At 45.1% G+C, this 25673-nt stretch carries 18 protein-coding genes; 11 read left to right on the forward strand and 7 right to left on the reverse strand.

Annotated elements, in window-relative coordinates; translation table 11 throughout:
- Positions 1-345 precede the first annotated feature (345 nt).
- Entirely contained in the window at positions 346-807 is a 462-nt protein-coding gene (locus ACE1CD_RS35460) for a hypothetical protein (RefSeq protein ID WP_374796861.1), read from the forward strand.
- Here ACE1CD_RS35460 and ACE1CD_RS35465 read toward each other — a convergent pair.
- Positions 804-1256 (reverse strand): ketosteroid isomerase family protein, encoded by a 453-nt coding sequence (locus tag ACE1CD_RS35465; protein ID WP_374796863.1) that lies wholly within the window; start codon positions 1254-1256, stop codon positions 804-806. The two genes, ACE1CD_RS35460 and ACE1CD_RS35465, sit on opposite strands and share 4 nt — an antisense overlap.
- A 153-nt stretch (positions 1257-1409) precedes the next feature.
- Complete coding sequence (locus ACE1CD_RS35470) at positions 1410-1928, reverse strand: orange carotenoid protein N-terminal domain-containing protein (protein WP_374827787.1); 519 nt, start codon at positions 1926-1928, stop codon at positions 1410-1412.
- A gap of 265 nt (positions 1929-2193) precedes the next feature.
- Between ACE1CD_RS35470 and queG the strand changes: the two genes are divergently transcribed.
- From queG to secA, 7 genes are all read left to right on the forward strand, one after another.
- Complete coding sequence (gene queG, locus ACE1CD_RS35475) at positions 2194-3153, forward strand: tRNA epoxyqueuosine(34) reductase QueG (RefSeq protein WP_374796867.1); 960 nt, start codon at positions 2194-2196, stop codon at positions 3151-3153.
- 67 nt (positions 3154-3220) lie between these two features.
- A complete protein-coding gene (locus tag ACE1CD_RS35480; RefSeq protein ID WP_374827788.1) occupies positions 3221-3856 on the forward strand; it encodes an HAD-IA family hydrolase in 636 nt (211 codons plus the stop codon).
- A 1416-nt stretch (positions 3857-5272) separates the two neighbouring features.
- The gene (locus ACE1CD_RS35485; RefSeq protein ID WP_374797069.1) at positions 5273-6172 is read left to right on the forward strand and encodes an MBL fold metallo-hydrolase; all 900 of its coding nucleotides are present in this window, start codon (positions 5273-5275) and stop codon (positions 6170-6172) included.
- Positions 6173-6285: 113 nt separating this feature from the next.
- On the forward strand, positions 6286-7407 hold the full coding sequence (locus tag ACE1CD_RS35490) for a bifunctional riboflavin kinase/FAD synthetase (protein ID WP_374796871.1): 1122 nt from the start codon (positions 6286-6288) through the stop codon (positions 7405-7407).
- Between the two features lie 90 nt (positions 7408-7497).
- Positions 7498-8406, forward strand: a complete 909-nt coding sequence (locus ACE1CD_RS35495) for an AAA family ATPase (RefSeq protein WP_374796873.1) — start codon at positions 7498-7500, stop codon at positions 8404-8406.
- Between the two features lie 29 nt (positions 8407-8435).
- Positions 8436-9068 (forward strand): diheme cytochrome C, encoded by a 633-nt coding sequence (locus tag ACE1CD_RS35500; protein ID WP_374796875.1) that lies wholly within the window; start codon positions 8436-8438, stop codon positions 9066-9068.
- A 667-nt stretch (positions 9069-9735) separates the two neighbouring features.
- A complete protein-coding gene (gene secA, locus ACE1CD_RS35505; RefSeq protein ID WP_374796877.1) occupies positions 9736-12522 on the forward strand; it encodes a preprotein translocase subunit SecA in 2787 nt (928 codons plus the stop codon).
- A gap of 187 nt (positions 12523-12709) precedes the next feature.
- Here secA and ACE1CD_RS35510 read toward each other — a convergent pair whose 3' ends face one another.
- Positions 12710-15730, reverse strand: coding sequence for a GAF domain-containing protein (locus ACE1CD_RS35510; protein ID WP_374796879.1), 3021 nt, complete (start codon positions 15728-15730; stop codon positions 12710-12712).
- A gap of 201 nt (positions 15731-15931) precedes the next feature.
- Between ACE1CD_RS35510 and ACE1CD_RS35515 the strand changes: the two genes are divergently transcribed.
- The gene (locus tag ACE1CD_RS35515) at positions 15932-17080 is read left to right on the forward strand and encodes a quinone-dependent dihydroorotate dehydrogenase (RefSeq protein ID WP_374796881.1); all 1149 of its coding nucleotides are present in this window, start codon (positions 15932-15934) and stop codon (positions 17078-17080) included.
- Between the two features lie 62 nt (positions 17081-17142).
- Here ACE1CD_RS35515 and ACE1CD_RS35520 read toward each other — a convergent pair whose 3' ends face one another.
- A complete protein-coding gene (locus tag ACE1CD_RS35520; RefSeq protein WP_374796883.1) occupies positions 17143-19566 on the reverse strand; it encodes an NACHT domain-containing protein in 2424 nt (807 codons plus the stop codon).
- Between the two features lie 142 nt (positions 19567-19708).
- On the opposite strand from ACE1CD_RS35520, the gene ACE1CD_RS35525 reads away from it, so the two are divergent.
- The gene (locus ACE1CD_RS35525; protein ID WP_374796885.1) at positions 19709-20365 is read left to right on the forward strand and encodes a hypothetical protein; all 657 of its coding nucleotides are present in this window, start codon (positions 19709-19711) and stop codon (positions 20363-20365) included.
- Positions 20366-20627: 262 nt separating this feature from the next.
- On the opposite strand, the gene ACE1CD_RS35530 is transcribed toward ACE1CD_RS35525, so the two are convergent.
- Positions 20628-21584, reverse strand: a complete 957-nt coding sequence (locus ACE1CD_RS35530; protein WP_374796887.1) for a DNA polymerase III subunit delta' — start codon at positions 21582-21584, stop codon at positions 20628-20630.
- Between the two features lie 456 nt (positions 21585-22040).
- On the opposite strand from ACE1CD_RS35530, the gene ACE1CD_RS35535 reads away from it, so the two are divergent.
- Positions 22041-22403, forward strand: coding sequence for a hypothetical protein (locus ACE1CD_RS35535; protein WP_190472030.1), 363 nt, complete (start codon positions 22041-22043; stop codon positions 22401-22403).
- A 69-nt stretch (positions 22404-22472) separates the two neighbouring features.
- Here the strand turns inward: ACE1CD_RS35535 and ACE1CD_RS35540 are convergent, their stop codons facing one another.
- Positions 22473-22901 carry an FHA domain-containing protein gene (locus ACE1CD_RS35540; RefSeq protein WP_374796889.1) on the reverse strand — a complete coding sequence of 143 codons (429 nt, stop codon included), beginning with the start codon at positions 22899-22901 and terminating at the stop codon, positions 22473-22475.
- Positions 22902-23077: 176 nt separating this feature from the next.
- Entirely contained in the window at positions 23078-25471 is a 2394-nt protein-coding gene (locus ACE1CD_RS35545; protein ID WP_374797071.1) for a heavy metal translocating P-type ATPase, read from the reverse strand.
- Positions 25472-25673 lie beyond the last annotated feature (202 nt).

Here is a 25673-nt window from a genome sequence, read left to right on the forward strand (position 1 = left end):
TGGAATCTCTAGATTTATTTAGTGAACAAACTGCTAAATTAATGTCTTTAAGTCCTCATAAATTACCTTATTATCAACGAGGTCATCGCGCCGAAATGCTTATCCAGTCTACCTTTGAGCTATAGTTGTCGCCCCGTCAGATAAATATGAAGCAATTGTAACTATTATTAAAGTTTTTATGAATTTTTATTGCATTGTAATTCAATAACTTATAAAAAACTTTTAATATTTTTACAAGTTAAGCAAATACCTCACCCCTCTGGAAAATTGAAAGGCAGTGCGGACAAAAAGAGGAGCTTGCCAAATTCTTGACTTTTGTAAAGTTTTAATATATAGTGAATTCGCATGAAGCAGCCGTTTGTTCTAGCCCCACGCTATCGTTTAGATGATGAGTCAATTTGGCTCGAAGGAATCGATCCAGGACGTCATTATTGGATTGCAGTTAACGGTGAAAATAGCCTCAAAGTACCAATTCCAGGATTAAGGGTGTCTTGCGTAACTGAATGGAAGCAAAGTATTCGGAAGTTTCGGGCGCTGCAACCGGGACAGCAAATGGATTTATTACGAGCTGCTAACGCTTGCAGCATTCACTGCATCAGCGAAAACTGTTACGCGATCGCATCAGAAATCCAAGGTTTTCCAGTCTGGCACCTCTTCGATGCAGAAGCTTTAGAAAATCTTCTGAGAACTGGTCATCCAGACTGGCAATTTTCGCCCAAAGACATCGATTTAGGGCGTCAGATGATTTGGCGTTCCTTCCAGCAAGCAACAGAGCTACATGAATCATTCATTCATAAAACATTTTAGTGACGCAGACTTAATAGCTCTTGCGGAGAAGCTAATAGTTTGATAGTTGCGGAGAAAATTTCCCTCTGCGGATTGAGTACAAAAAGCCAAGAAACATTAACACCAAAAACAGGAGTCTGTACCTTTCCACTTACTTGAAACTGAATGTAGCTATCCTCTAGGGGTAAGTCAATCCCTTCGCGAGGATAAAGTCGCATTCCTTGAGCTTCTTGTTGCAAATATGCTGCGATCGCATCTACTCCAACAACTGGCGATTCAAACGGCGGCAGCATCGCTCCATCAGCAGCAAATAAAGCAGCTGTTGCCTGAAAATCGCCTGCATTCATCCTCTCGAAATAACGCAATATAACAGATTCCGTAACACCCTCAATCTTTAAACTTATAGTGGCAGGAGATTCTAAATTAGAGTTGATCACATCGGCAGTCTGCATGGTGACTAATTCTCCCATAATTTCAGTCAGACAAAACTAAGTTCGATCGTAATTACAAACATCCAACAAATTAAACGAAAAAGCAGGCCGAAACCTGCTCCCTCAGAAAGATTCTGCCGAACGATATCAGCATTCTCTCAAAAAATTTTAATTCTTACTTTATGAAGATGCTCAGTCAGCCAACGGATCGACACCCATATCCATCGTCGCATCCCGCAGAAATGTAATCTGTTGACCAAAATCTAACTCCTTGACAGCTTTGAACACCCTTTCTCCATCACAAGAAAGCTGGTAGCCAACTGGCACAGGCACCATAAAACCTTGAGTCATCCATTTCGTTAATTGATACCAAAAAGCTAACTTGGTGTTGGGGCTCAGAACACCATAAGAACGACCGATCTGGGTGTCTTCCTTGGTAACCAAGTCACGCATCGCTTGTAGTTGGTCAGCATGAGACATCTGCTTGATTCGATCGAGCAAACCTTCTGCCAGATGTAAACGAGCCGATCCGGGAGTGGCAGGTGCGATCGAACGACCCCAATCGGCATAAGCGTACCAAAGGACTGCCAGTTGGTCATCCACACTGAGACGGTTAAATAAAGCTGTGGTCGCAGAAACCGGATCGACTAGGCGATTAGAAATGAAAGTTTTAGAGAAGCAGATTGAAGCGAAGTCTGCCATAAAGGTCATAGAAACTCCTTGCCCTGGAAGGTAGTGAAAACTGATACCCAGTTTTTGCGTTACTGTAAGCTAGGAACTGAGCTAAACTCTCTCACTTTTCTTTCTTGGAAGAGAGATTGTTGAGGAGTTAATGAATCTCTCTCTCTTTTTACAGAGTGCAAGATATTTTCATAATTTGCAAGTCAAATTTGTAAATCCGATAAGTTTGCAATTATAGTTTTAAGTTTGGCTAAAATGTGATTTATATCACTGGAAACCTCGCCTTTTTCGATCTATGAATTCCAAAAAACAATCAACGTGGGAAGTTTCCGCTTTCACCGCTCAGGTAAAGCAAAAAGCTTTAGATCTGGGGTTTCACAAGGTTGGAATTGCGGCTGTCGAACCGCAAGCTGACTCAGAAGCGCAGCAATTACAAGCATGGTTGGCCTTGGGTTACCACGCGGATATGGTATGGATGGAGAACCCCAAACGTCAAGATGTCCGTCTGGTAATGCCAGAGGTGCAATCTATTATTTCCCTTGCTCTCAACTACTATACGCCTCATCAGCGTCCAGAAGGCAAGGAATACGGCAAAATATCACGTTACGGATGGGGACGGGATTACCACAAGGTTTTACATAAAAAGCTGAAAGCGCTGGTAAACTGGTTGCAAGCACAAGAAGAAGGAATTCAAGCCCGTTATTATGCCGATACTGGTCCCATTCAGGATAAAGTCTGGGCTCAACGTGCTGGTATTGGCTGGATTGCTAAAAATAGTAACGTGATTACGCGAGAGTACGGATCTTGGGTATTTTTGGGCGAAGTACTAACTAATTTGTATTTAGCGCCCGATCGCCCTCATACCGAACACTGCGGCACTTGTACTCGTTGTATGGAAGCTTGTCCGACAGGTGCGATCTCCCAACCCTTTGCGATCGATGCTAATCGTTGCATCGCTTATCACACAATTGAAAATCGCGCTCAAGAATTGCCGGATGCGATCGCCTCCCATTTACAGGGGTGGATTGCCGGTTGCGATATCTGTCAAGATGTTTGTCCCTGGAACCAGCGTTTTGCTAAAGAAACTGACATTGATGAGTTTCAGCCTTATCCTGGTAATGTGGCTCCCAAACTCATGCAGTTAGCTGAAATTTCCGATGAAGATTGGCAGAGTCGTTTCCCCGCATCTGCGCTGCGGCGAATTAAACCAGAAATGTTGCGACGGAATGCCCGCTCTAACATTCAAGGCTTATAAGTTACAAATTTTGAATTTATAACTTATAACTCTTAACTTATCGTACTTCTATTTCTTTCCTAAAATCATGAGCGTAAAAGTTATTATTTTTGATTTTGACGGCACTGTTGCCGATACTTTTGAGACAATAGTTAATATTAGTAATTTATTAGCACCTGAATTTGGTTATCAAAAAGCTACACCAGAGGATATTGTTAAATACAGAAATTTAACATCTAGAGATGTTATTAAGGAGTCAGGTGTCTCTCTTTTTAAGTTGCCTTTTATTTTAAAAAGGTTAAAAATTGAATTAAATAGTAAAATTCATTATTTAACGCCCATTCCAGGTATAAAGGAAACTTTGTTTGAGTTAAAGAAACAAGGTAACACAATCGGTATTATTACTTCTAACGATAAAGAAAATGTCCTGAGTTTTTTGGATAAAAATGGTATGCCCGATTTATTTGATTTTATTTATTCAGCAAAAAATATATTTGGGAAGAGCAAAATAATAAATAAATTTATTAAGCAAAACAAACTAAAACCAGAACAAATAATCTATATCGGCGATGAAACCAGAGATATAGAGGCCGCAAAGAAGAGTCATATAAAAGTTATTGCAGTCACTTGGGGATTTAATGGCAAACAAATACTAGCCAAACAAAACCCTGATTTTTTAATAGAAAAGCCTAGTGAATTAATTTCAGCATTAGGGCGTTTGTAAACTAAATAATGATTATTATGTGCCCAGAAATGAGGAAAGTTGCAAAATACAACAATGCTGTAAAAAAAAATAAATCGTGTAAATGAAACACGAATCGATGAAATAATTGCCAATTAGAGATAAAAAATCAGTAAACTCAGATTGAGTTTGAATAAAAAGTAACATAAATTTTATCAAACCAAAGAGCCTGGTTTATTATCCATTCTTATATGGAGTCTGAATTGGCAATGTATTACTCAGGTTAAAGTAGCCAACATTTCATCGAGTAAATGGCAAGTACCCAGTTCAAGCTCTGATAAGATCGGGAGTTATCTAAAACTAAAAGTCATTGATATACTTACAGATATAGAGCGATCGATATCCGGATAAAGCTGGCAACGTAGAGAAAAGAGGCATTCTCCGGCAGTCTTTCTCCGGCGAATTTAGCGCCCGCTCACAGGGTATATCCCAACCCACCAAGCTGGCAGTCCCTGTCTCAGTACATTTGGTCTCGTTAAGCGGTCGGTGAAAACCGCCCTGTGAGCTTTAGCCCGAACCTATGGCAAAAAGCTGTCTCTTGCTAAATGGGGAAAAAATTAAAAATTAGCATTGTTGAAACTTACCAAACACCAGTGTCTCAGATCACTGCCTTGGTTTCGCCATGACTGATACGATATGAAGTCAATACCTTGAGCGTCTTCTACCAGAGAAACCAGGAAAAAGAGCGTTCGGCAAACCGCCACGTAGCAATCGCTCACCACAGGCAACCAATGGTTTATACCTGTGCAAGCGTAGCGGCTGGCGAGCGTCGCGTCCGGAGTAAGGTATAGGCCAGCGTCGAAAAGCTTGATTTTCACCGCTTTGCCGATGATGACTCCCTTATTGCCAAGAGCTTAGAATCACCCGACCTTGATAAAGCTACAGATTCTAGACTGCTATGCGGTTTAAATTAAGTAAAAAAATGGTACCTTCAGTTGCATCTGAATAACTAAAATGAGTGTTTGTTGGAGTGGATGGTATTGGTGATGATTTCGTGCAGCAGGCTTCCCGAAAGGCAGCGGATTAGCGTTAGCATGGTGAACAATAATACTGTAGGCAAATTTATTAGCTAGGGTAACATTCACCAAGTTTGCTTCAAGCGGTACATCTCAGTCTGGTACTGCTGCGAGAGATTAGCTTCATCTACGATTAACCGACAGCATCAATAGTTCGGAGGCAAACTAGCTACATCAGGATTAGCCCCTCTCATACATAAACACTGACTGGGCAGGCCAGTAGCAACCATTTGAGGAACAAAAACTGAGCTACAGTCAAAGTTATGAAAAAGCTAGCTAGCACAAAATGCCTTAAATGCAGCTCTGGGGTCTGATTAAAAAACGGTCGAAGATGCAAAATCCGAATAAGGGACTGGTTGAGGAAGGAAAGCGAGCAACACCCATGTCTAGTATGCAAAACCAATTTACGATTCACTTCTGGGGCGTCAGAGGTAGTATCCCAAGTCCAGGGCCACACACAGTCCGCTATGGCGGCAATACTCCTTGTGTAGAAATGCGCGTGGGTGGAAAACGCCTGATTTTTGATGGTGGCACCGGCTTACGAGTTTTGGGACAATCTCTCCTCTCGCATATGCCTCTAGAAGCTTATATGTTTTTTACCCACTCTCATTGGGATCACATTCAAGGATTTCCCTTCTTTTTACCAGCCTTTATCAAGGGAAATTGCTTCCATATATATGGAGCTATGGCTCCCAATGGTGCCACTATCCAGCAGCGCCTCAACGATCAAATGCTGCACCCAAATTTTCCCGTCCCACTACAGATTATGGGAGCCCAGCTGAAATTCTACAATCTGGAAATGGGAGACAGTGTTGAACTGGGGGATGTTCGGCTGGAAACTGGTTTGTTAAATCATCCAGGGGAAGCAATGGGCTACCGCGTCAACTGGCGCGGTTATTCCGCAGCTTACATCACCGATACAGAACATTATCCAGATCGTTTGGATGAAACTGTTGTCAGGCTAGCTCACAACGCCGACGTGCTGATCTACGATGCTACGTATACAGACGAGGAATACCATTCCCCAAAATCAAGTAAGGTAGGATGGGGACACTCTACCTGGCAGGAAGCGATTAAAGTGGCCAAGGCAGCCAATGTCAAGCAATTGGTAATTTTCCACCACGATCCCCTGCATGACGATGATTTCTTGGATATGGTAGGAGAACAGGCTGTGAAGTCGTTTCCCAATACCCTGCTGGCACGAGAAGGAATAACCCTAGAGATAGTGCCACCATCGGTATCCGTCACTGAAGACCTACAGGAGGCTAAAGTAACTGCCTAATCGGTTAATTCCAGATTGCCGATCGCAGATTGTCGATGCCATTTTCCAATTTTGTTATCCCAAATCTGAAATTTGAAATTCGCCGAGAGTCTGATTTGTGTAAAATGTAAAGCGTGTGGGTTACCTCATCGCTAACAACTGCTCTAACTCCAACTGCTGTTGCCCTGGGAAACTTTGATGGCGTACATCGAGGGCATCAACAGGTGGTTAAACCCGTATTGCCAGAATCCTTAGCTGAATCCTTGGCTACTCGAAGCTTAGCGGCGTTTTCTCCCGCAGAAAGTCTTTGCCCAGAGGATAAAAGCCTTCTGGAAAATACTATTTCCGAAAGCCGGGACTCTATTGATAAATTGAGTATCAGCACAAATTTCTATGCAACCGTTGTCACCTTTAATCCCCATCCCCAAGAGTTTTTCACTGGGAAATCGCGTGCTTTGTTAACCCCTCCCGATGAAAAAGTTATTCATCTCGCCTCCCTTGGTGTGGAACAGCTGGTGATGTTGCCTTTTGGCCGGGAAATGGCCGCTCTCAGCCCGCACGAATTTGTAGAAAACATTCTCGTACAGCAACTGAGGGCTGAGCGAGTGAGCGTAGGGCAGGATTTTTGTTTCGGATATAAGCGATCGGGTACATCAGCCGATTTGCAAGCGATCGCAGCCAAATACGATGTGGAAGTAATTATAGTGCCCATTCAAAATAGCGAAGGCGAAAGAATCAGCAGTTCGATTATCCGCCAAGCGCTCCTCTCCGGAGATATTGAGCGTGCAAATCGTTTGCTGGGGAGACCTTACACTCTCACAGGTTCAGTCGTCAAAGGTCAGCAACTGGGCAGAACTCTAGGATTTCCTACCGCGAACCTGCAATTGCCTCGCGAAAAATTAATACCCCATTTTGGCGTCTACGCCGTGCGAGTTGCGATCGAACCAGCACAAAATTTTAGCCAAGATAGCACAGAGTTTTCTGGCAAAGAAAAAAATAATTTAACTGAAAATTCATTATCTCACCTTCTACCTGGGGTGATGAATATTGGCTGCCGCCCAACCGTGAATGGCACAAGTGCAACAGTGGAAGTCCACTTGTTAGACTGGGCTGGAGATTTGTATGGAAAAACTATAACGGTAAGTTTAGAAAAATTCCTGCGCCCAGAACAAAAATTTGCTTCCCTCGCAGCGCTCAAAGCGCAAATCGAAGTAGACTCGGCAACCGCTAGAGCGCTGCTTATAGGTAATGGATAATTGCAAATATTAGCTTGAAATTAAATCTAAAATCTGCAATTTAAAATTAAAAAATTACCCATTACTCATGACCGATTACCCATTACCAATATGAGAAAACATATTGAAATACTCACCGAAAACCTGGGCCGTACTATTGTTGGCAAAGCTGATGCCATCCGCTTAGTATTGGTAGCCCTCCTTAGCGGTGGGCACGCCCTCCTCGAAGATGTACCGGGAGTAGGTAAAACCTTACTGGCCAAATCGCTATCTCGCTCGATCGATGGCAAATTTCAACGCATTCAATGCACTCCCGATTTACTCCCCAGCGATATCACGGGAACCAATATCTGGAATCAAAGTAGCGGTGAATTTGAATTTCTGGCTGGGCCTGTATTCGCAAACATCCTGCTGGCAGACGAAATTAACCGCGCTACACCCCGCACCCAGTCCGCCTTATTGGAAGTAATGGAAGAAAGGCAAGTAACTGTGGATGGGGTACCTCGCTTAGTTCCCAACCCGTTTTTTGTCATTGCTACCCAAAATCCGATCGAATATCAAGGCACCTTTCCCTTGCCAGAAGCCCAGATGGATCGTTTCACCCTTTGCCTGACACTCGGCTATCCCAGCGAAGTAGAAGAATTGCAAATGCTGCAAAGGCTTCACGAAGGAGTCAGCGTCGATGAACTGCAACCGTGTATTTCAACTGAGGATGTTTTCGAGTTGAGGCGTTTGTGCGGTCAAGTCAAGGTGGAAGCCACTCTACAACATTACATCCTTAACTTAGTGCGAGCCACGCGAGAAGATGAAGAAATTACTTTGGGCGTCAGTCCTCGCGGTACAGTCGCCTTGCAAAAAGCTACCCAAGCCCTTGCTTTTATTCTCGGTAGAGATTACGCTATTCCCGATGATGTAAAGTTTCTGGCACCCTACGTGCTTTCCCACCGTCTCATTCCATCTGGTGGGCGGCGGGCAAAAACTATTGTAGAGCGCCTGTTAAGATCTGTATCAGTTCCTTAAAATATTAGGTGTGTTGTTGGGAGCCCTATTTGTCTGACAGTAGAGTACGAACAAAGCTTTATCGGGGACGATCGCGCCACAAACAGACTAAGCGCTCGTCGATCGTTTTGTTTTTGTTACTTTTACTGTGGAGTAGCGTCATTGCCTGGGGTTTTATCCTGTTAACGCAATATCCCGGACAAAGCCAAACCATACCGCAAGTATCTCCCGCCGTATATCCAGCATCCGGCGAAGCAATCAACATTCCCTCGCCAAATCCCCTCGCTACAGTTGACATAGTTCCGCAGCGATATCAACTCGGACAACAACTATATCTTGAAAACTGTGCCAGCTGTCACATTGGCCTACCGCCAGCAGTTTTACCCACGGAAACTTGGCGAAACCTCATCCAAGATGAGGAACATTATGGCAAAAAACTTAAGCCCCTGGTAGACCCCGAACGCTTCCTAGTGTGGGACTACTTGCGAGTTTTCTCCCGCACTCAAGCACCAGAAGAAGAACAAACCCCTTATCGAATAGCTCAATCTCGCTATTTTAAAGCGCTCCATCCCAGAGTCAAACTACCCCAACCCGCTAACATGGGGAGTTGCGTCACCTGTCACCCCAAAGTGGAGCAATACGATTTTCGCACTCTCTCCTCAGAATGGCAAAACGCCCCGTAAGCTGCCCCATTTCGGGTAGCCTTTATTGCCGCGCCAAATGCCAAGACATAACAGTCAAAAGCCGCAATCGGGAACTTTTCTCTGGGCAGAAATTACGGTAACAAGTGGGGAATTCCCACCAGTCAACTGTATAGCCAAGAGCGGAATTGAGGATGATAAGATTAAAATATTCTTAAAAATCCTTTTTCCAGCCACCAGACACGGTTTGTAGCCGTGGGATTTTAGCTAACCTTCCTGACGAGAAGGCTTTTCTAGCATAAAGTCTGCTGAGCTTATTTTTGTGTATTCCGCTCTCTTCCAGATGCGTTACCAGGTAATTATTTGCTCGAAAGTTAGTTCCGGTCTGTTTCCAAATACAAATTTATCCTTCTTTTGCCGCAGTTTCATTAGTAACTGAGTAAATGGGGAAGCGATGAGAGTAATTTGGCAGCGGCGAATAGATCGGCCAATCGCTAGTAGATCGGGTGGCAAAAGAAAAGAAATGAAAATCTGGGAGCTAACTAAGAAGTTATTAATATTCCAGGTAAGTGCAAAAAATGCAAATAGCTAACAGATAGATCGTCGAGCTAATGCCACCCGCCAAGTGCGATCGCCAAATAACAGAATAAAAATGAAAAATGGCCAAAGCCTTTTCACACAACACAACTAACAGCTAACAAATACTGCCATGTTAAAAACTTTGCTGGGCGATCCAAACGCTCGTAAACTCAAGAAATTTCAACCTTACATTGCCGAAATCAACATCCAAGAAGAAGATATGCAGGCTCTTTCCGATCGAGAACTGATCGGCAAGACAGCCGCATTTAAAGAGCGCCTCGCCAAAGCCAAAACTCCCAGCGAGGAAAAAGAAATCCTCGATGAAATACTGCCAGAAGCTTTTGCCGCAGTGCGAGAAGCAAGCCGTCGCGTTTTGGGATTGCGGCACTTTGACGTGCAGCTATTGGGTGGAATTATACTACACTCCGGACAAATCGCGGAAATGAAAACAGGGGAAGGAAAAACTCTGGTATCCACTCTACCCGCTTACTTAAACGCTCTCAGCGGCAAAGGGGTACACGTTATCACGGTTAACGATTACCTGGCGAAGCGGGATGCCGAATGGATGGGGCAAATACATCGTTATTTGGGATTGAGCGTAGGGCTGATCCAAGCAGGCATGAATTCGACAGAACGCCAGAAAAATTATCAGTGCGATATCACCTACGCCACAAACAGCGAAATTGGTTTCGACTACTTACGGGACAATATGGCCACCTCTATGTCAGAAGTGGTACAACGTCCTTTTAACTATTGCGTAATTGACGAAGTTGACTCAATCTTAATTGACGAAGCTCGCACCCCTCTGATTATCTCAGGCCAAGTGGAGAAGCCAAGCGAAAAATATATTCGGGCAGCACAAGTGGCGATGGGATTGAATAAAGAAGACCATTACGAAGTAGACGAAAAAGCACGTAATGTCATCTTGTCAGATGAAGGGTTTGCACAAGCTGAGAAACTGCTGGAAGTTAACGACCTGTACGACCCTAACGATCCTTGGGCTCACTACGTTTTCAATGCGATTAAGGCCAAAGAACTTTTTATCAAAGACGTAAACTATATCGTCCGTAATGACGAAGTAGTAATCGTAGACGAATTTACAGGTCGCGTGCTACCCGGTAGGCGTTGGAGCGATGGTTTGCATCAGGCGATAGAAGCAAAAGAGCAAACAGAAATTCAACCGGAAACTCAAACTCTGGCGACGATTACCTATCAAAACCTTTTCTTGCTTTATCCGAAATTAGGTGGTATGACCGGCACTGCCAAAACGGAAGAAGCAGAATTTGAAAAGATTTACAAGCTGGAAGTAAGCATTATCCCCACAAACAGACCCAATATCCGTGGAGATATGTCGGATGTGGTCTACAAAACAGAAGCAGCCAAATGGCGGGCAATTGCTGAAGAATGTGCGGAAATGCACCAACTCGGTCGCCCGGTATTGGTTGGTACTACCAGCGTTGAGAAATCAGAACTCCTGAGTTCGCTACTTCGGGAAAGAAACGTTCCTCACAATCTCCTCAATGCCAAGCCAGAGAACGTAGAACGCGAGTCGGAAATTATTGCTCAAGCAGGTCGCAAAGGAGCGGTGACGATCGCGACAAACATGGCCGGTCGCGGTACAGACATCATTCTCGGCGGTAACGCCGATTATATGGCGCGGCTGAAATTGCGGGAATACTTTATGCCCAGGATCGTACAGCAAGAGGAAGATGAATTTTCGATCCGGCGAGTTCCCGGCGCAGAAGCAGAACGCAGCGGTGGGATAGGTTTTGCTCCCGGCGCTACCAAGAAAGTGAAAAGTTGGAAAGCATCACCGCAAATTTTCCCCGTACAACTATCGCGGGAAGCAGAAAAGATGCTCAAAGACGCGGTAGAAGTTGCCGTTTCCCAGTATGGAGAAAACAGTTTATCGGAATTAGAAGCCGAGGATAAGGTAGCGGTAGCATCTGAAAAAGCGCCCACCGACGACCCCGCAATTCAAAAACTGCGGGAAGCTTACAATGCGATTCGCAGGACATACGAACAATACACCAGCAGCGAACACCAAGAAGTAGTAAAATTGGGCGGTTTGCACGTTATCGGGACAGAAAGACACGAATCTCGGCGGATCGACAACCAATTGCGGGGACGTGCGGGACGGCAAGGAGACCCAGGTTCTACTAAGTTCTTCTTAAGTTTGGAAGATAATTTGTTGCGGATTTTTGGCGGCGATCGCGTTAAGTCCATGATGGAGATGTTCCGAGTCGAAGAAGATATGCCGATCGAATCCGGTATGCTCACTCGCTCCCTGGAAGGTGCCCAGAGAAAGGTAGAAACTTACTACTACGACATCCGCAAACAGGTATTTGAATACGACGAAGTAATGAACAATCAGCGTCGCGCTATCTATGCCGAACGGCGGCGGGTGCTGGAAGGTCAAGACTTGAAAGAGCAGGTAATTAAATACGCTGAAAAAACGATGGACGACATCGTAGATGCTTACGTCAACCCAGAGCTGCCATCGGAAGAATGGGAATTAGGTAAGCTGGTGAGTAAGGTGAAGGAATTTGTCTATCTGTTGTCTGATATGGAAGCAAATCAATTAGAAGATTTTTCTGTAGGCGAAATCAAAACTTTCCTGCACGAGCAAGTGCGAATTGCCTACGACCTCAAAGAAGCCCAGATAGAACAAATTCAGCCGGGATTGATGCGTCAAGCGGAGCGATTCTTTATCTTGCAGCAAATCGATACCCTTTGGCGGGAGCATTTACAAGCAATGGATGCTCTGCGAGAAAGTGTCGGTCTGCGCGGCTACGGTCAAAAAGACCCGCTGATCGAATATAAGAGCGAGGGATACGAAACTTTCTTGGAAATGATGACAGCAATTCGTCGCAATGTTGTCTATTCCTTGTTCCAATTTCAACCGCAGATGCAGTGAAGAGAGGCACTAAAAAAAGTCAAAAGTCAAAAGTCAAAAGTCAAAAATAAGAGGAAAAGGGAGAACGAGAGAACGGGAAAGTCAAAAGTCAAAATTCCTCCTTTTTTCTATACTTCCTCACTCTCCCTCTTCCCCACTTGCTTAATGGCTCTTGCTTTTGACTTTTGACTTTTGACTTTTGATTCCCCTAGTCTCGCAGAGGAATAAGCAAGCGACTGAGGACTCTGCCATCATCTATTTGGTAGAAGTTAAGCTCGCCTGCCATTTGTCTGACGATCGATTGACAAATCCGCAGATGGAGTCCGGGCGGTTTGTCCAGAGTGGAAGGAACGAGCTTGTCAGAAGGTGCTTGTTGTAGATCGGCAATAAGTACCGGGTCGATCGCTCCGTCATCTGTCACGGACAGCTCGATAAAACGATCGGGGGGATAATGATGGCTATGGGAGGGCGAAAGCTCTTCTTCGCTATCACCTCTGCTTTCATGTCCCAACTGACGACACCAAATGTCGATCCGTCCTCCGGTGCGAACTCGATCGCACGCCGCCATCAATATTTCGTGAAGTACTAATTCGATTTTGACAATATCTAATTTTTTGCTGAGGTTGGTAGTGAGGGCTTTCTCACCTTCGGTATCGTGGATTTGAGCCCAGATTCGTTTTTGTTTGATCGCCGGATCGATGCGATCGAGCGATCGCAACAACAAGCTGGTCAACCTAATAGAATCTTTCCCTGATGCAAAAGAAGCTACGAGCGAATTTTTTTCGGAATCTTCATCTTCAATTCCCTCATCCGACAAAACTTTGCCATTTTCTAATTCCGGATGGCCAATTTTCCACTGCTCCTTGGCAAGCATAGAAGAAATATAGATAGCCAGTCCACCATGACGCGAATCTTGCTTAGTCAATAAATCCTGAGAATTTTTAATTGCTGGGGAACTATGGAATCGACCCGCAGGCTGGCGTAACTCTTTGACTGCTCCCTGACGGTTTAAATCTTCTACGAGATCAACTTGGGACGGCTGTAAATATAGTCGTGCTAAATCGCCAATTAAACGATGTTTATACCAATTTAAACATTGGAGTTCTTCTCGTTCTTCAGACAGAGAATCGATCAGCATCCTATAGCGACGCAACCATGCTAAGTGAGAGGTTAGCAAGCCGAACATCGGTAGAGCGCTGTTTGGCCAATTATTTCCAGTACCTTTTGCTACGATCGCCACCCCAGTAGGCTCGTGTTCCGGAGCGGTTTGCAAAGGCATAACCATAATCTCGCTAATGCCAGGGCCGGAAATCCAACTGCGCGTCGCTGGAGAAATATTTGTGACATCTTTGATTAAAAGACCATCAGATGCTAAACCTTCTTGAATTAACTCGTCGCTGCGTATGGGAACAATAAAGTTTGAGTCGATCGCGAATTGGTAGTTGCTGACATCTGTAGTCAGGATGCGGCCTTCTTTGCTTCTGGGAGACCAGCTAACCAAAGCGGCAACGGGAGCTTGTAGCATAGTCGCAATCGATTGCAGAGCGGCTTTTTCCATATGCTCGAGCGAAAAAGCTTGCTGCATTGTGGTCAGACCCCATTGCAGAGACTGGTAAATTTTTTGTTGGCGATCGAGTTGTCCGATCAACCGCCGCTGGTTGATAATTAAGCCGATCTGCTGACTGACGACGCGGAAAATTTCTCGCTCGGCGCTAGTCCAGGTACGCGGATTTTCGCTGGTAACGATGAGAAGTCCTGTCAGGGGTCGTTTTAAACTTGTATTGCAGGTGAGAAGACTGCGAACTCCGGCTTCCAAAAACGCATTGCGAAAGCCCAGCAACTTCAAATCTGTTGATAAGTCTTCAATTGCTACTGCTTCAGAACTGCGTTCCAGGAGTTGCCAGTCTACATCGCTTAAGCTCGGTAGAGTGTGAGAAGAATCTTTTCCGCCTGTTTGAGAAACTATCGGTCGTCGATTGACTGGTTGGGTTTGAAAACAAATTTCAAAATGTTTTTGGTCTGGATCGAAAAGCAGCACCAAAAAGCGATCGACTTGCAGGCGCGTAGTTAGCTGTTCCGCACAGATTTTTAAAGTTTTTTGCCAATCTTCCTCACTCGTAATCGCAGAAGCTATTTCCGCTGTGAGCATTCGATCTTGTTTGGTTTGCTCCACAGTGACTTCCATTTCTTCGATGGGGGAAAACATGGCAATTAACTGCGCCGCACCCCGGAGATAGTTTTTTTCCTCTTCCTTCCAAATGCGAGGTTCGTTACCTTCTACTGCTAGAAAGCCGAGCAATTCATCTCCCAAGCGAATCGGAGCTGCCAGTAAACTTCTCACTCCCAATCTCTGCAACAACCTGCTGGTAATATCGGCTTTGAGGGAACTGTGAGCTTCGCCGATCGACACCATCTGATCGGCTACCAAAGCATTGTAAAAGCCACCCGACTCCTGTACGGTGATTCCGGAAGCTTTGGTAACGGCGTCACCGAAACTGCCGCTGGCGCGGTTACTCATCCGCCGCCAAAAATAACGCCGCTCTCGCTCAAACCAATAAATGCTGGTGCGTGTCGGTGCGACGAATTGATGCGTTTCTGCTACCACCGCCTCCAGACGCTGCAATATTGTGCGCGTCGAGCGTAATTGCTCTAGAATTCGGAACAATGGCTCGTCAGGACGCTTAGTGCGTTGGCGGTTCCAATCTGTTTCGATTTGGCTCAGAGAAGCTGCCAATCCCCCTAATAGCATAGATAGTCGCGCTTTCTCTTCCGGTTGTGGCGAAATTCCCCATTGCAGGGAGCCCAGCATTACGACTCCAAAACAGCGATCGCGATAGCGAATGGGGAAAATCAGCGTTCCCCGAATATTGAAGTTCGCCGCCGCTTTCCGCCACTCTCCAGCTCGCGTTTCTTGGCGCAAGTCCGGTACGCCTATCGGTCTGAGCTGAATGACGACTTGTTCTAGGAGATCCCCTGGATTGAGAAAAATTCGCTGTTTCAAGAAGTTGATGTCCCCAGTGGGTACAATTCCCCCTTTGCCTAAGATGCGATGGTCTAGGCGATCGTAAAATCCGATCCAAATCAGGCTGTAGTCAAACTCAGCCTGGAGATAATTGATAGTTGTGTCAATCAAAACATCGACGTTATCCTCTTCCCGCAGGGTCTGGAGGACACGTCCTAAAGTCACGACTTTTTTGTCTTCAGAATTCGGTTTTTGTTGCTGGCCCATCTGCTTTCACCCCTATTAGGTAATAGGTACAGGGGAAGAAATCGCCTGGGTGGTGGGTACTGGGCTAGAGAAAAGTGGGAGAATAATTACGATCTCCACTGCCCCTAGCACCCATAGCCCCGGAAACCCATAGTCCCTTCCCCTAACTCCTACGCCCTTTCTTCCCCAATCTCTAAACCCTACTACCAAACTTTAAGAGCCTTGGATATTTATCAACTTGGTTTACGTCCTGTTTTGTTTAATGTTCTCAACAGCGATCCGGAATGGTTGCATCAGCAAAGCATTCAATTTTTGAGCTGGTTAGATCGTAATGCCGATCGCTTCCCTGTAAACGGGGTGCGAAACCAACTTCAGCGATCTTTTTGCTTGGCGGATACACGTTTGGAACAAAAACTCCTACCCAGCGAAAAGTCTTCCCCCCAGCTGTTTCCAAATCCGATCGGATTGGCAGCTGGCTTTGATAAGAACGGCGTAGCTTCTGGCATTTGGTCTATTTTTGGTTTTGGCTTTGCTGAATTGGGTACTGTAACTTTACTGGCACAGCCCGGTAACCCCCGTCCCCGCTTGTTTCGATTGCTTGCTGACAAAGCAGCTCTAAACCGTATGGGTTTTAATAACAACGGTGCAGAAGAAATGAGTGGCAGGCTACGCGCCATTTGGCAGGGGCGTCCCCGACCGATGCCAATAGGAATTAATCTAGGTAAATCTAAGGTAACACCCTTATCTGACGCTGCATCTGATTATGTGGAAAGTTTTCGCCTTCTCAAAGAGTGGGGCGATTATTTTGTCGTAAATGTCTCCTCACCGAATACCCCAGGCTTGCGATCTCTCCAAGATGCACCTCTATTGAGCGGGATTTTGTCGGCTTTGCAGCAAGAAAATCAAGGGTATAAACCAATTTTAGTCAAGATTGCGCCCGACTTGGAGTGGGATGCGATCGCCGATGTTTTGGCAGTAGCCTCGACGCATCGGCTGGCAGGTATTATTGCCACCAATACCACAATCAGTCGCGACGGACTCCAAACTGAGGTAATTTCCGAAACGGGTAAGTCTGTGCGGGAAGAAGAGGGTGGCATTAGCGGTGCGCCGCTGAGGGAGCGTTCAACTGAGGTAATTAAGTTTATTTGGCGGGAAACAAAAGGGCAATTGCCAATTATTGGTGTGGGAGGTATTTTTACTGCTGAGGATGCTTGGGCAAAGATTACTGCTGGTGCTTGTTTGATTCAAACTTACACAGGTTGGATTTATGAGGGGCCGTGGATGGTACGGCGGATTTTAGAAGGGTTGTTGAAAAAGTTGGATGAACGGGGTTTGTCTAATATTTCTGAGGCAATTGGTTTGGAGGAGTAGATTTTTTTAACGCAAAGGACGCAAAGGTAAACGCAGAGGTACGCAGAGGATAAGAGTGTTCGCTATCGTTGCCGATCGATCTCGGCAATGGGTAATAATAGAGTGTTTTCGATGTGCGATCGAACTGCATCACTTACTTCACAACTGCTGTTTAGGCAATATACCAGCAATTCATTGGCTTCATAATATTGCTGTAATAATTCTGCCTGTTCTTCGCTGAACTGCCAATCGTGACCAATATCCCGATATACGAGGATCGCATCTCTTAATTTATTAACCCAATCTTGACGGTTAGCTTGCCACCATTTTTGCTTGGTTTCTTTATCAATGTTGACATCAGGTATTTGGTCTTGGAGATCTTGCAAATGTTGCCTTATTTCCGGGTCAAATTTAAACTCATCCGTAGAATTTAAGTCACGCTTGAGCAGATCTTTAAGGCGAGAATTAAACGCCCATTCGGGATGAGCAATAAGTTCTTGAAGAGCATCATCAATTTCAATAGAATTTATAAGGGCGCGAGCATCATCGATAGGGAGGCAATAGCTATTTGGATTGTCTAGGCCAAGTTCATAGGCAAACTCAAAATAGCCTATGCTAGGTCTATCGTCACAGGCATGAGAATCATGAAGGCTAAAATAAAATGCTCTGATAGCCGCTGGTTTATACCTTCTAAGTTGAAATGAATAAATCACTGAATTAGTCTTTTCGCTAACCCAGCGTAGGTATCTCTGTAATTCTTCATCGTCTGCCAATATTTCATCAATTTTTTCCTTCATTAAGAGTAGGATTTCATCTGGATTATCTGTCATTTCAACCAGCAACAAAAATACTTCTTGCCAGCGTGATTCCGTAAGATTAATAAACAGATGTTTTAAAGCCTGGGTATCAAAATGAAAAAATATTTGTCTAGCTGTAAAATATTCTTGGAAAGTTAGATGAGAAAAAGAATAAATCCCTCTTGCACGTTCAACCAATAAGCCATGTTGCGCCTCAATTGATTTTAACACTGCCTTACTATCCCTTTTCAGTATTCTTGATTCAGTTTGAGTATCGGGTAAAATCCGGAGATAATCAGCAATTCGTTGTTGAATTTGGTCTTCTTCAAAAAAGTAATCACCCCTTTCAAAAGTAATGAATGCTACATAGCTAAGTAGTTCTTTTTTGTCTTCTAAAGACAGATGACGGTAAGCCTCATCTCGCTTAATATTTCTCGATTCATCCCATCTCTGGAGTAAAATATCCAATCCTTGCTCATACAACTTAGAGCGCTTAGAAGGAAAATCGCCTTTGTCTTGAAACACCAAGCAAATCAAGTTCAGTAATATTGGTGTTACAGCCAGTTCGCGAATTTGCTGATTTTCTGGTAAGTACAACTTTTCAAGAAACTGAGTTGCTTTTATTAATCCCTCTTTTGTGGAATTTCTAGCAATCGCTACAAACCACTTTTTAGCAAAGTTCTCGATTTGTTCTCGATTAAAGTCTGCTATTTCAACATTGATAAAATGTTCAAATTGGGAATGATAGGTGGCTGTGCGACAACTTATTACGAACTGATTCCGAAAATAGATAGTAGAAAAATCAGAAACTTCTGATAATACTGTATCAAAAGCTTCTTTTTTAACTTCATCTAATCCATCCAGTAAAATCAAAAATCTTCCTTCATACAGCAAAGTTTCCATTTGCCGATCCGAAATCTCGCATATACGCAATTCTTCGCTTATGTAGTTTAATAAGCTGAAATTATTTTTTTTACTGGCATTCCTGGCAAAAGCTTTTAGTTCAAGAAAAATAGGGATGCGTTCTGGTTGAAGTTCCCCTTGATTGCAGCGAATTGCTAAAAACTTCAAAAACGTGCTTTTTCCCGATCCTGGTTTTCCCAATACCATTAGTTTAGAAGATCTTGCTACTGCCTCTAATCCTGGTACTTGTGCTTCAATTATATTACCTAAACCCAACCGCTCGAAATAATCTGTATCTGAATAAAAGCATTGAAAGTCAGAAAGCTCTAATTGTCTGTTTCGAGGTAGCTTTTCTAGTACGTTGACATCAATATAAATGTTGTCTATCCCTACCAACCATTCAACATCTAAGATGCGTAAACGTCCGCACTGTTCTTGAATTTTATCGCGGCGATAAGGATGCGATCGCACCTTTTGTACCAAATCTACATTTTCTACCATTTCCCGACGCCCCACAAAATCAGCATTTTTGGATGTCGTGTGCGGAAAGTCTCCTGATTTGGGTTCAAGGTTACTTATAGGTTGATCGGTTATTTGTTTCCAATCTAAATCTAGCTTTTGGCAAATCTGGACAAAGATTTTGCGATCGACTGACTTACCTGCAAAAAAATTACTCACTGGCTGGCGAGTGATTTGTAACTTTTCTGCCAACTCATCATGAGTCCAAGCTTTGTCAGTCAGAGCTAATTTTGCTTGCTCTATCCCTATTTTAGATGCTTTAAGCGATCGCCCTGTCATAGTACACATATCCAAATCTATACTATTTTATCTGTCTAATCGCAAAATTCCAAATCATACAGAAATCATACGCAATTCACTCATTACGCAGGCTGAACTTTAAAGAGGTAGCTGCGAAGCTGTGGATGTAGCTATTCAACACCCAAAACTTATGCAATCAATCTACATCAATGGAAAGTGCTACTACAAAGGCGACAACGGCATCCTTCTCCCAGCCGTCAGTACGATACTAAAAGCGACACAGCCGCCGGGGTCTATCACTGCTTTATCTAATTGGCGCAAGAAAGTTGGGAACAATGAAGCCAATCGAATTACCACAAACAGCCGTCGCCGAGGAAAAGCTTTACATCGATTGATTAAAGAATACTTAGTACAAGGTAAGTTCGCTCTTGCAGATAGCCAGATTCTGCCGTACTGGTATAGCATTCAATCAATATTGGCACAACTTAGCGATATTGAACTTGTTGAGCAAGTCGTGCCAAACTATAAAGAAAGCTACGCTGGAAAAGTTGATTGTGTTGCCCGTTATAAGGGTATTCCACACGCGATTGAATGGACAAGCGCGGAGGAACCAAAACAATCAATCGATGGGCTCTATGTTAAGCCTTTACAGCTGGTAGCCTATGGTGGCGCAATTAACCGCTGTTATGGTGAAAATTTGTTTGGCTGCAAAATTAAACGGGCTTTGATTGTGGTCGCTCTTCCCAATCAGGATGCTCAAATTATTCATTTTGACCGAGAAGCTTTGATTGAGTACTGGCGCGAATGGCAAAAACGGCTGAAATTTTTCTACCAAGCAGTAGCTTAATCCGAAATTCATTTAATTACAAAGTCTAGAGCGCCAATCCACTAGAATGAATTGACAAAAACAACGAAATCTGTATTGTGTAGGGGCGAAGCAAGAGGGCGACAATCGATCGCCAAAAGCAACAATTTTTATGTCCTCTTGCTTCGCCCTGCCGAGGTTTCTATACAAATACACATCTTATTTCTTTTGTCAACCAGGTTTACTGCACTGGCGCTCTAGGTAGGCTTTGTTTGTGTAGCCCCAGGTTAAAACCTGGGGCGTTCTAGTTTTTACACATTCCCATCAGGGTTACTTCCCAAACTAATCGCGGTTGAGCGTAACTGAGCAAACACCGTTTCGCTTTTTCCAATTTTTCTAAGGGCGATTCGCGAATTTGTCCTTTTAAAAATTGTTTCCAATAACAATGTTGCAAGTAATCAACTAACCACAATTGCGCTTCTGTATCGAGGCTTTTATCGATGTCGCGAGCGAGTTCTAATGCTTGACGAAGTGTTTTGGGAATTTGCTTGACTGCTGTCAATAATTCTGGGGGAATTGCTTGCAATTGCTGCCAAGATGCGATCGCTTCTCCCGGACTTCCTCCCGCTAACTCCAATACCTCTGAATGCTGCAAAATTTCCCCATAATTATTTCGCCGCAGCACTATCTCTACGCCACTTGAGTCGAGGCGATAAAAGGGTATGCGCTGACAGCGGGATACCAGGGTCGGCAATAAAGATTCGATCGCCGGAGCAATTAAAACTATAGTGGCTTGGCCGGGTTCTTCCAGGGTCTTCAGCAAGGCGTTTGCAGCCCCTTCTGCCATCGTTTCTGCTTGTTCGATGATGATGAGCGATCGCGATGCTTCCAGAGGCGGACGGCTCAAAAACTGGGCAATTTCCCGCACCTGTTCCAGCCGAATTTGGGGCGGTGCTTTGCGCTTGACTCCTTTTTCGGCAGCTTCCGCCGCCGACAATCTGACTCCGTTGTGCAGGTATGTCGGCTCGACCCATAATAAATCTGGGTGATTGCTCAGCTGTAGGCGTTTTTGTGTAGTTGATTTTTGATTGGATAAATTACCATAAAACAACTCTTCTGTAAAGCACTTTGCTGCCAAACTGCGACCCACCCCATCAGGGCCAACAAATAGATAACCTGGGGCGATACGATTTTGAGCGATCGCCTGCCCAAGCAACTCTACTGCCTGACTTTGGCCTACGAGCCTTTCAAAAGCATTCATTAAAAAAATCCATCAATTTACCGATTAAGGGTACACTACCTGTATAAATGTATCTGGTCTTGACATTTGGCAATGCCAAACCAAAAATGATGTTTGAGGTTAACTAGCTGCCGAAAAGAATATTCGGCTTGCCCAATGTTACCGACGTGCAATTAACTGAGCCATTTGGTGTAGCCTTAAGTATTGCCGCGCCTAATGCCGAATATTAGGGACGAAAGAAGAAAGCCGAAAGCGAGACAGAAGAAGGATGAGGAGAAGAATTAGAAGAAAAGGAAGTCAGGAAGAATTAATATTGTCCCTCTTTTCTCCTTCCCCCTTCTCCCTCTCTCTGATGGGGCAGTGGCAGCTTTACAGAGCAGCAATAGAAAACAATGCTTCTAGGTATAAGCTTGAAATCAAATCAATGAGGTTCGGGTATTATAAGAGGGTCTTGCAGTCGCAGGCCGGAGGTATGATATGGCTCGCTATACAAGTTCGTACACAGTTTCCCTTCCTCTCGATCGTCTTAAGCAATTGCTGATAGAAGTTCTGAAGAGTTGTTCGTTAGACATCCTTTATGAAACTATTGACTATATAATGGCGCGAGAGAAGCCAGGGCAGGTTGGCTTTGCCAAGTTAGTGACCGTTGAAGTCCTCATCGATCGTTCAACCGCAACCGCAACCCAAACTAAGATGAGTTTGGTAATGAAAAATGAGGAATTGCCCCTGCAAGTTGACAACCACTGCCACCAGATATTCGATCGCGTCAGTGAGGCGATCGTCAGCAATCGCCAATGGCAGATAATTGAAAATGTAGCAGGAGAGCTACCCACCATTTAGTCAGGCAAATCAGTCAGGCAAAGCTGCGATTACTGTGGCTAAGTAGGGGAAATTTTACTGTTGTGAATTTTACTCCTCTGGCTCATCGTCAAACATACTACCGGGGTTAATCAGGGTGATATCAAACTCATCTAGTGGCCCAGATGGGATAGTCTCTCGTTTGAGCTGGTAGTATATAGCTCGCACCTGCGGGCCAAACACAACTTCGTCTTCATTTTTGAGGTCGTGAGCTGGAAGCTTGCGAGAGTTTACGATCAGTCCGTTAGCACTAGCTCTGCCTTTGCCATCGCCATCAACAATGCGATAGTAGTATGTTCCATCTTGTTTGGGCATCTGTAGCAAAGTTGCATGACGACGAGAGACAAACTGGGAGTATAGGCGGATATTACAAGTCGGATCGCGACCGATCGAATATACAGCCTTAGTGAGTATAAACTCCTTGCGCCCTTTATCGTCCTCAACAATGAGTAGATGATTTTGATCCTGTGGTAAAGGCATTGATTGATCTGTCCTGCAATAAATTAATAAAGGCAGCTGCAACCCCGGCGTCACATGACCTTGATAAATTAGGCTCAGCGCTGCCAACCTGAAAACAACGGTGATTTTCGATTTCAAATTTTAAATTTAAAATTAAATTCAATTTCAAATTTAAAACTTGAATTTCAACTAAAATTTTACCGACGCCAAGGCAGACGACGCAGGAGAAGAGAATTAGTAACAACACTGACGGAGCTGAAAGCCATCATTGCGCCGGCAGCAGATGGACTGAGAGCGAAGCCTAAACTAGGCAGCAAGACACCGGCGGCAATGGGAATACCCAAAGTGTTGTAGGCAAGTGCCCAAAATAAATTCTGGCGGATTTTATTAAAAGTGGCACGCGAGAGCTGAATCGATTTAACGATATCCGTTACGGCATCGCGCATCAGGATAATCTGAGCGCTTTCGATCGCAATGTCAGTTGCCGCGTGCAGGGCGATGCCGACATCGGCTTGTGCTAGTGCCGGTGCATCATTTATGCCATCCCCGATCATAGCGACTCGATGACCCTGAGTTTGCAGAGTTGCGATCGCCGATGCTTTACCATCGGGAAGAACTCCTGCCAAAACATCAGAAGTGTCGAGTAAGAGCTCGGAAGCGATCGGTAGTGTACTTTCGAGCCTGTCACCAGTCAGCATCATAACTCTCAATCCCAGACGCCGCAGATCTGCCACTGCTGTTTTAGCATCTGGTCTGAGGGCATCCGCAACCGCGATCGATCCTAAGCTGATGTTGTCAGATGCCACATAAACCACTGTTTTTCCCGCTTGTGCTAATGCCCTAACTTGTGCTTTGAGAGCATCGCTAACAGTAATTCCCGTTGCTTGCAGCCATTCCAATGTGCCCACAAGCACCGTCTGACCTTCTACCACAGCCCGAACTCCGAAACCCGGTTCCGTGTAAAAATCTTGGGCAGGCGGTATGGGTAACCTTTGTTTGCCGGCTTCCTCCACAATAGCTGTGGCGAGGGGATGACAGGTGCCGCTTTCAGCTGCCGCCGCCAGTTGGAGAAGCTTTGCGGCTGAGGTGGAAAGAGGTGGGGAGGCAGAGGATAAATTTTGCTTCTCCAGTTCCCCGTTGACTGCAACCGAGATACAGTCAGTCACAGAGGGATGACCGGTAGTAAGAGTGCCAGTTTTGTCAAACACTACCGCGTCAAGACTCGATACCCGTTCTAAAACATCTCCACCTTTGATTAAAAGTCCCGATTCCGCCCCAACTCCCGTACCGACTAAGATAGCGGTGGGTGTGGCCAGTCCCAAAGAACAGGGACAGGCAACTACCAAGACGGCGATCGCCAGCTTTAAACTTAACATCAGAGGTGACTGATGATGAGCGACCATCGACCCGTGCCCCATGACCGCCGCACCGTGGGCCATCAATGTTGCCCCATGCCCCAAAAGCAGATCCGGCCAAAGGTGAGTACCGATAAAATACCAAAATAGAAATGTTAAAGCCGCAGCCGCCATCACACCGTAGGTGAAATACCCAGCGACAGTATCCGCAAGGTGCTGCACCGGTGCTTTGCGAGTTTGAGCTGCTTCTACTAAGGCGACAATTTGAGCTAAGGTGGTATCTTTGCCAATGCGGGTCGCTCGAATCGCGATCGCGCCTGATTGGTTAAGCGTCCCCGCCTGCACCACATCTCCCACTTGCTTCGGCACCGGCACGGCTTCCCCGGTCAGCATTGACTCATCCACCGTTGTCTTGCCAACGATCGTTTCCCCATCTACGGGTATCTTTTCTCCAGGTAAAACCAGTAAGTATTCTCCCACGCGCACCCGATCGGCTGGAATTTCCACTCCCGTGTTTGCCGTTAGATCCACGTTCGGATCGGCAATTAAGCGTGCCTGGGGTGGCTGGAGGGAAAGCAATGCTGCAAATGCTGCTACTGCCCTTCCTCTGGCGTGTTGTTCCAACGTTCTCCCTAACAGGATAAAGCCCAACAGCATCACCGGTTCGTCAAAAAAGCACTCCCAATCGAGCTGAGGGAATAGTAACGCTATTGTGCTAGCGGTATAAGCCGTTACTGCACCCAATCCCACCAGCGAGTTCATATTGGGCGCTAAGCGCCGCAAACCTTTAAAGCCATCTACTAAGATCGCTCGCCCAGGCCCAATTAAAGTAGCTGTTGCCAGACCCCAATGGAACCAAAATGAGGTAAGGATGGAGGGATGCTGGGCAAACCAAGAGTGTTGACCTAAATGGCCTATTCCGGATAGAACGATGAGGATACCTGCGATCGCCAGCCGCCATATCGAAGATTCGATCTCCTGGCGATGCTTTTGTGCGGGCGAAATTGTTTCTCCTGTTTGAGAATAGCGGGGTTGAGTCGGAAAACCAGCTTCTGTTAATTTTGCGGCTAAAGCACTTGGGTCAACCGCACCGGATTTTACGTCGCAAACTGCCACCTCCGTCACTAAGTTGACGCAGGCTGAAACAACCCCAGGATATTGGATTAGCTGATTTTCTACAGCCTTCACGCACCCGGCACACTTCATTCCTCCTACATCCAGTGTAATCGTCTCCATGTCGGAGGCTGGGGTAGCGTCAGCGCCGCTTGGCCCAGATATCGCTGTCTGGGGAGACAGCCGCTGAGAAGATTTGTCAACTGACTGCAACACTTCCATTCCTAAAGCAATAAGCACCTCTCTCCTTAGAGAGTAGGTCAAGTCTGGCTAAATTGCCTGAGAAAGTTTAACTTTTCTTAAAAGTTGCGCTCCGGTAGCTAGC

The sequence above is a fragment of the Aerosakkonema sp. BLCC-F183 genome, assembly GCF_041929145.1.
Lineage (GTDB): Bacteria > Cyanobacteriota > Cyanobacteriia > Cyanobacteriales > Aerosakkonemataceae > Aerosakkonema.

Bases quoted from the DNA above. Each gene is read 5' to 3' on its own strand.
- ACE1CD_RS35460 (WP_374796861.1), top strand. From the start codon at position 346: ATGAAGCAGCCGTTTGTTCTAGCCCCACGCTATCGTTTAGATGATGAG.
- ACE1CD_RS35465 (WP_374796863.1), bottom strand. From the start codon at position 1,256: ATGGGAGAATTAGTCACCATGCAGACTGCCGATGTGATCAACTCTAAT.
- ACE1CD_RS35470 (WP_374827787.1), bottom strand. From the start codon at position 1,928: ATGACCTTTATGGCAGACTTCGCTTCAATCTGCTTCTCTAAAACTTTC.
- queG (WP_374796867.1), top strand. From the start codon at position 2,194: ATGAATTCCAAAAAACAATCAACGTGGGAAGTTTCCGCTTTCACCGCT.
- ACE1CD_RS35480 (WP_374827788.1), top strand. From the start codon at position 3,221: ATGAGCGTAAAAGTTATTATTTTTGATTTTGACGGCACTGTTGCCGAT.
- ACE1CD_RS35485 (WP_374797069.1), top strand. From the start codon at position 5,273: ATGTCTAGTATGCAAAACCAATTTACGATTCACTTCTGGGGCGTCAGA.
- ACE1CD_RS35495 (WP_374796873.1), top strand. From the start codon at position 7,498: ATGAGAAAACATATTGAAATACTCACCGAAAACCTGGGCCGTACTATT.
- secA (WP_374796877.1), top strand. From the start codon at position 9,736: ATGTTAAAAACTTTGCTGGGCGATCCAAACGCTCGTAAACTCAAGAAA.
- ACE1CD_RS35510 (WP_374796879.1), bottom strand. From the start codon at position 15,730: ATGGGCCAGCAACAAAAACCGAATTCTGAAGACAAAAAAGTCGTGACT.
- ACE1CD_RS35520 (WP_374796883.1), bottom strand. From the start codon at position 19,566: ATGTGTACTATGACAGGGCGATCGCTTAAAGCATCTAAAATAGGGATA.
- ACE1CD_RS35525 (WP_374796885.1), top strand. From the start codon at position 19,709: ATGCAATCAATCTACATCAATGGAAAGTGCTACTACAAAGGCGACAAC.
- ACE1CD_RS35530 (WP_374796887.1), bottom strand. From the start codon at position 21,584: ATGAATGCTTTTGAAAGGCTCGTAGGCCAAAGTCAGGCAGTAGAGTTG.
- ACE1CD_RS35535 (WP_190472030.1), top strand. From the start codon at position 22,041: ATGGCTCGCTATACAAGTTCGTACACAGTTTCCCTTCCTCTCGATCGT.
- ACE1CD_RS35540 (WP_374796889.1), bottom strand. From the start codon at position 22,901: ATGCCTTTACCACAGGATCAAAATCATCTACTCATTGTTGAGGACGAT.
- ACE1CD_RS35545 (WP_374797071.1), bottom strand. From the start codon at position 25,471: ATGGAGACGATTACACTGGATGTAGGAGGAATGAAGTGTGCCGGGTGC.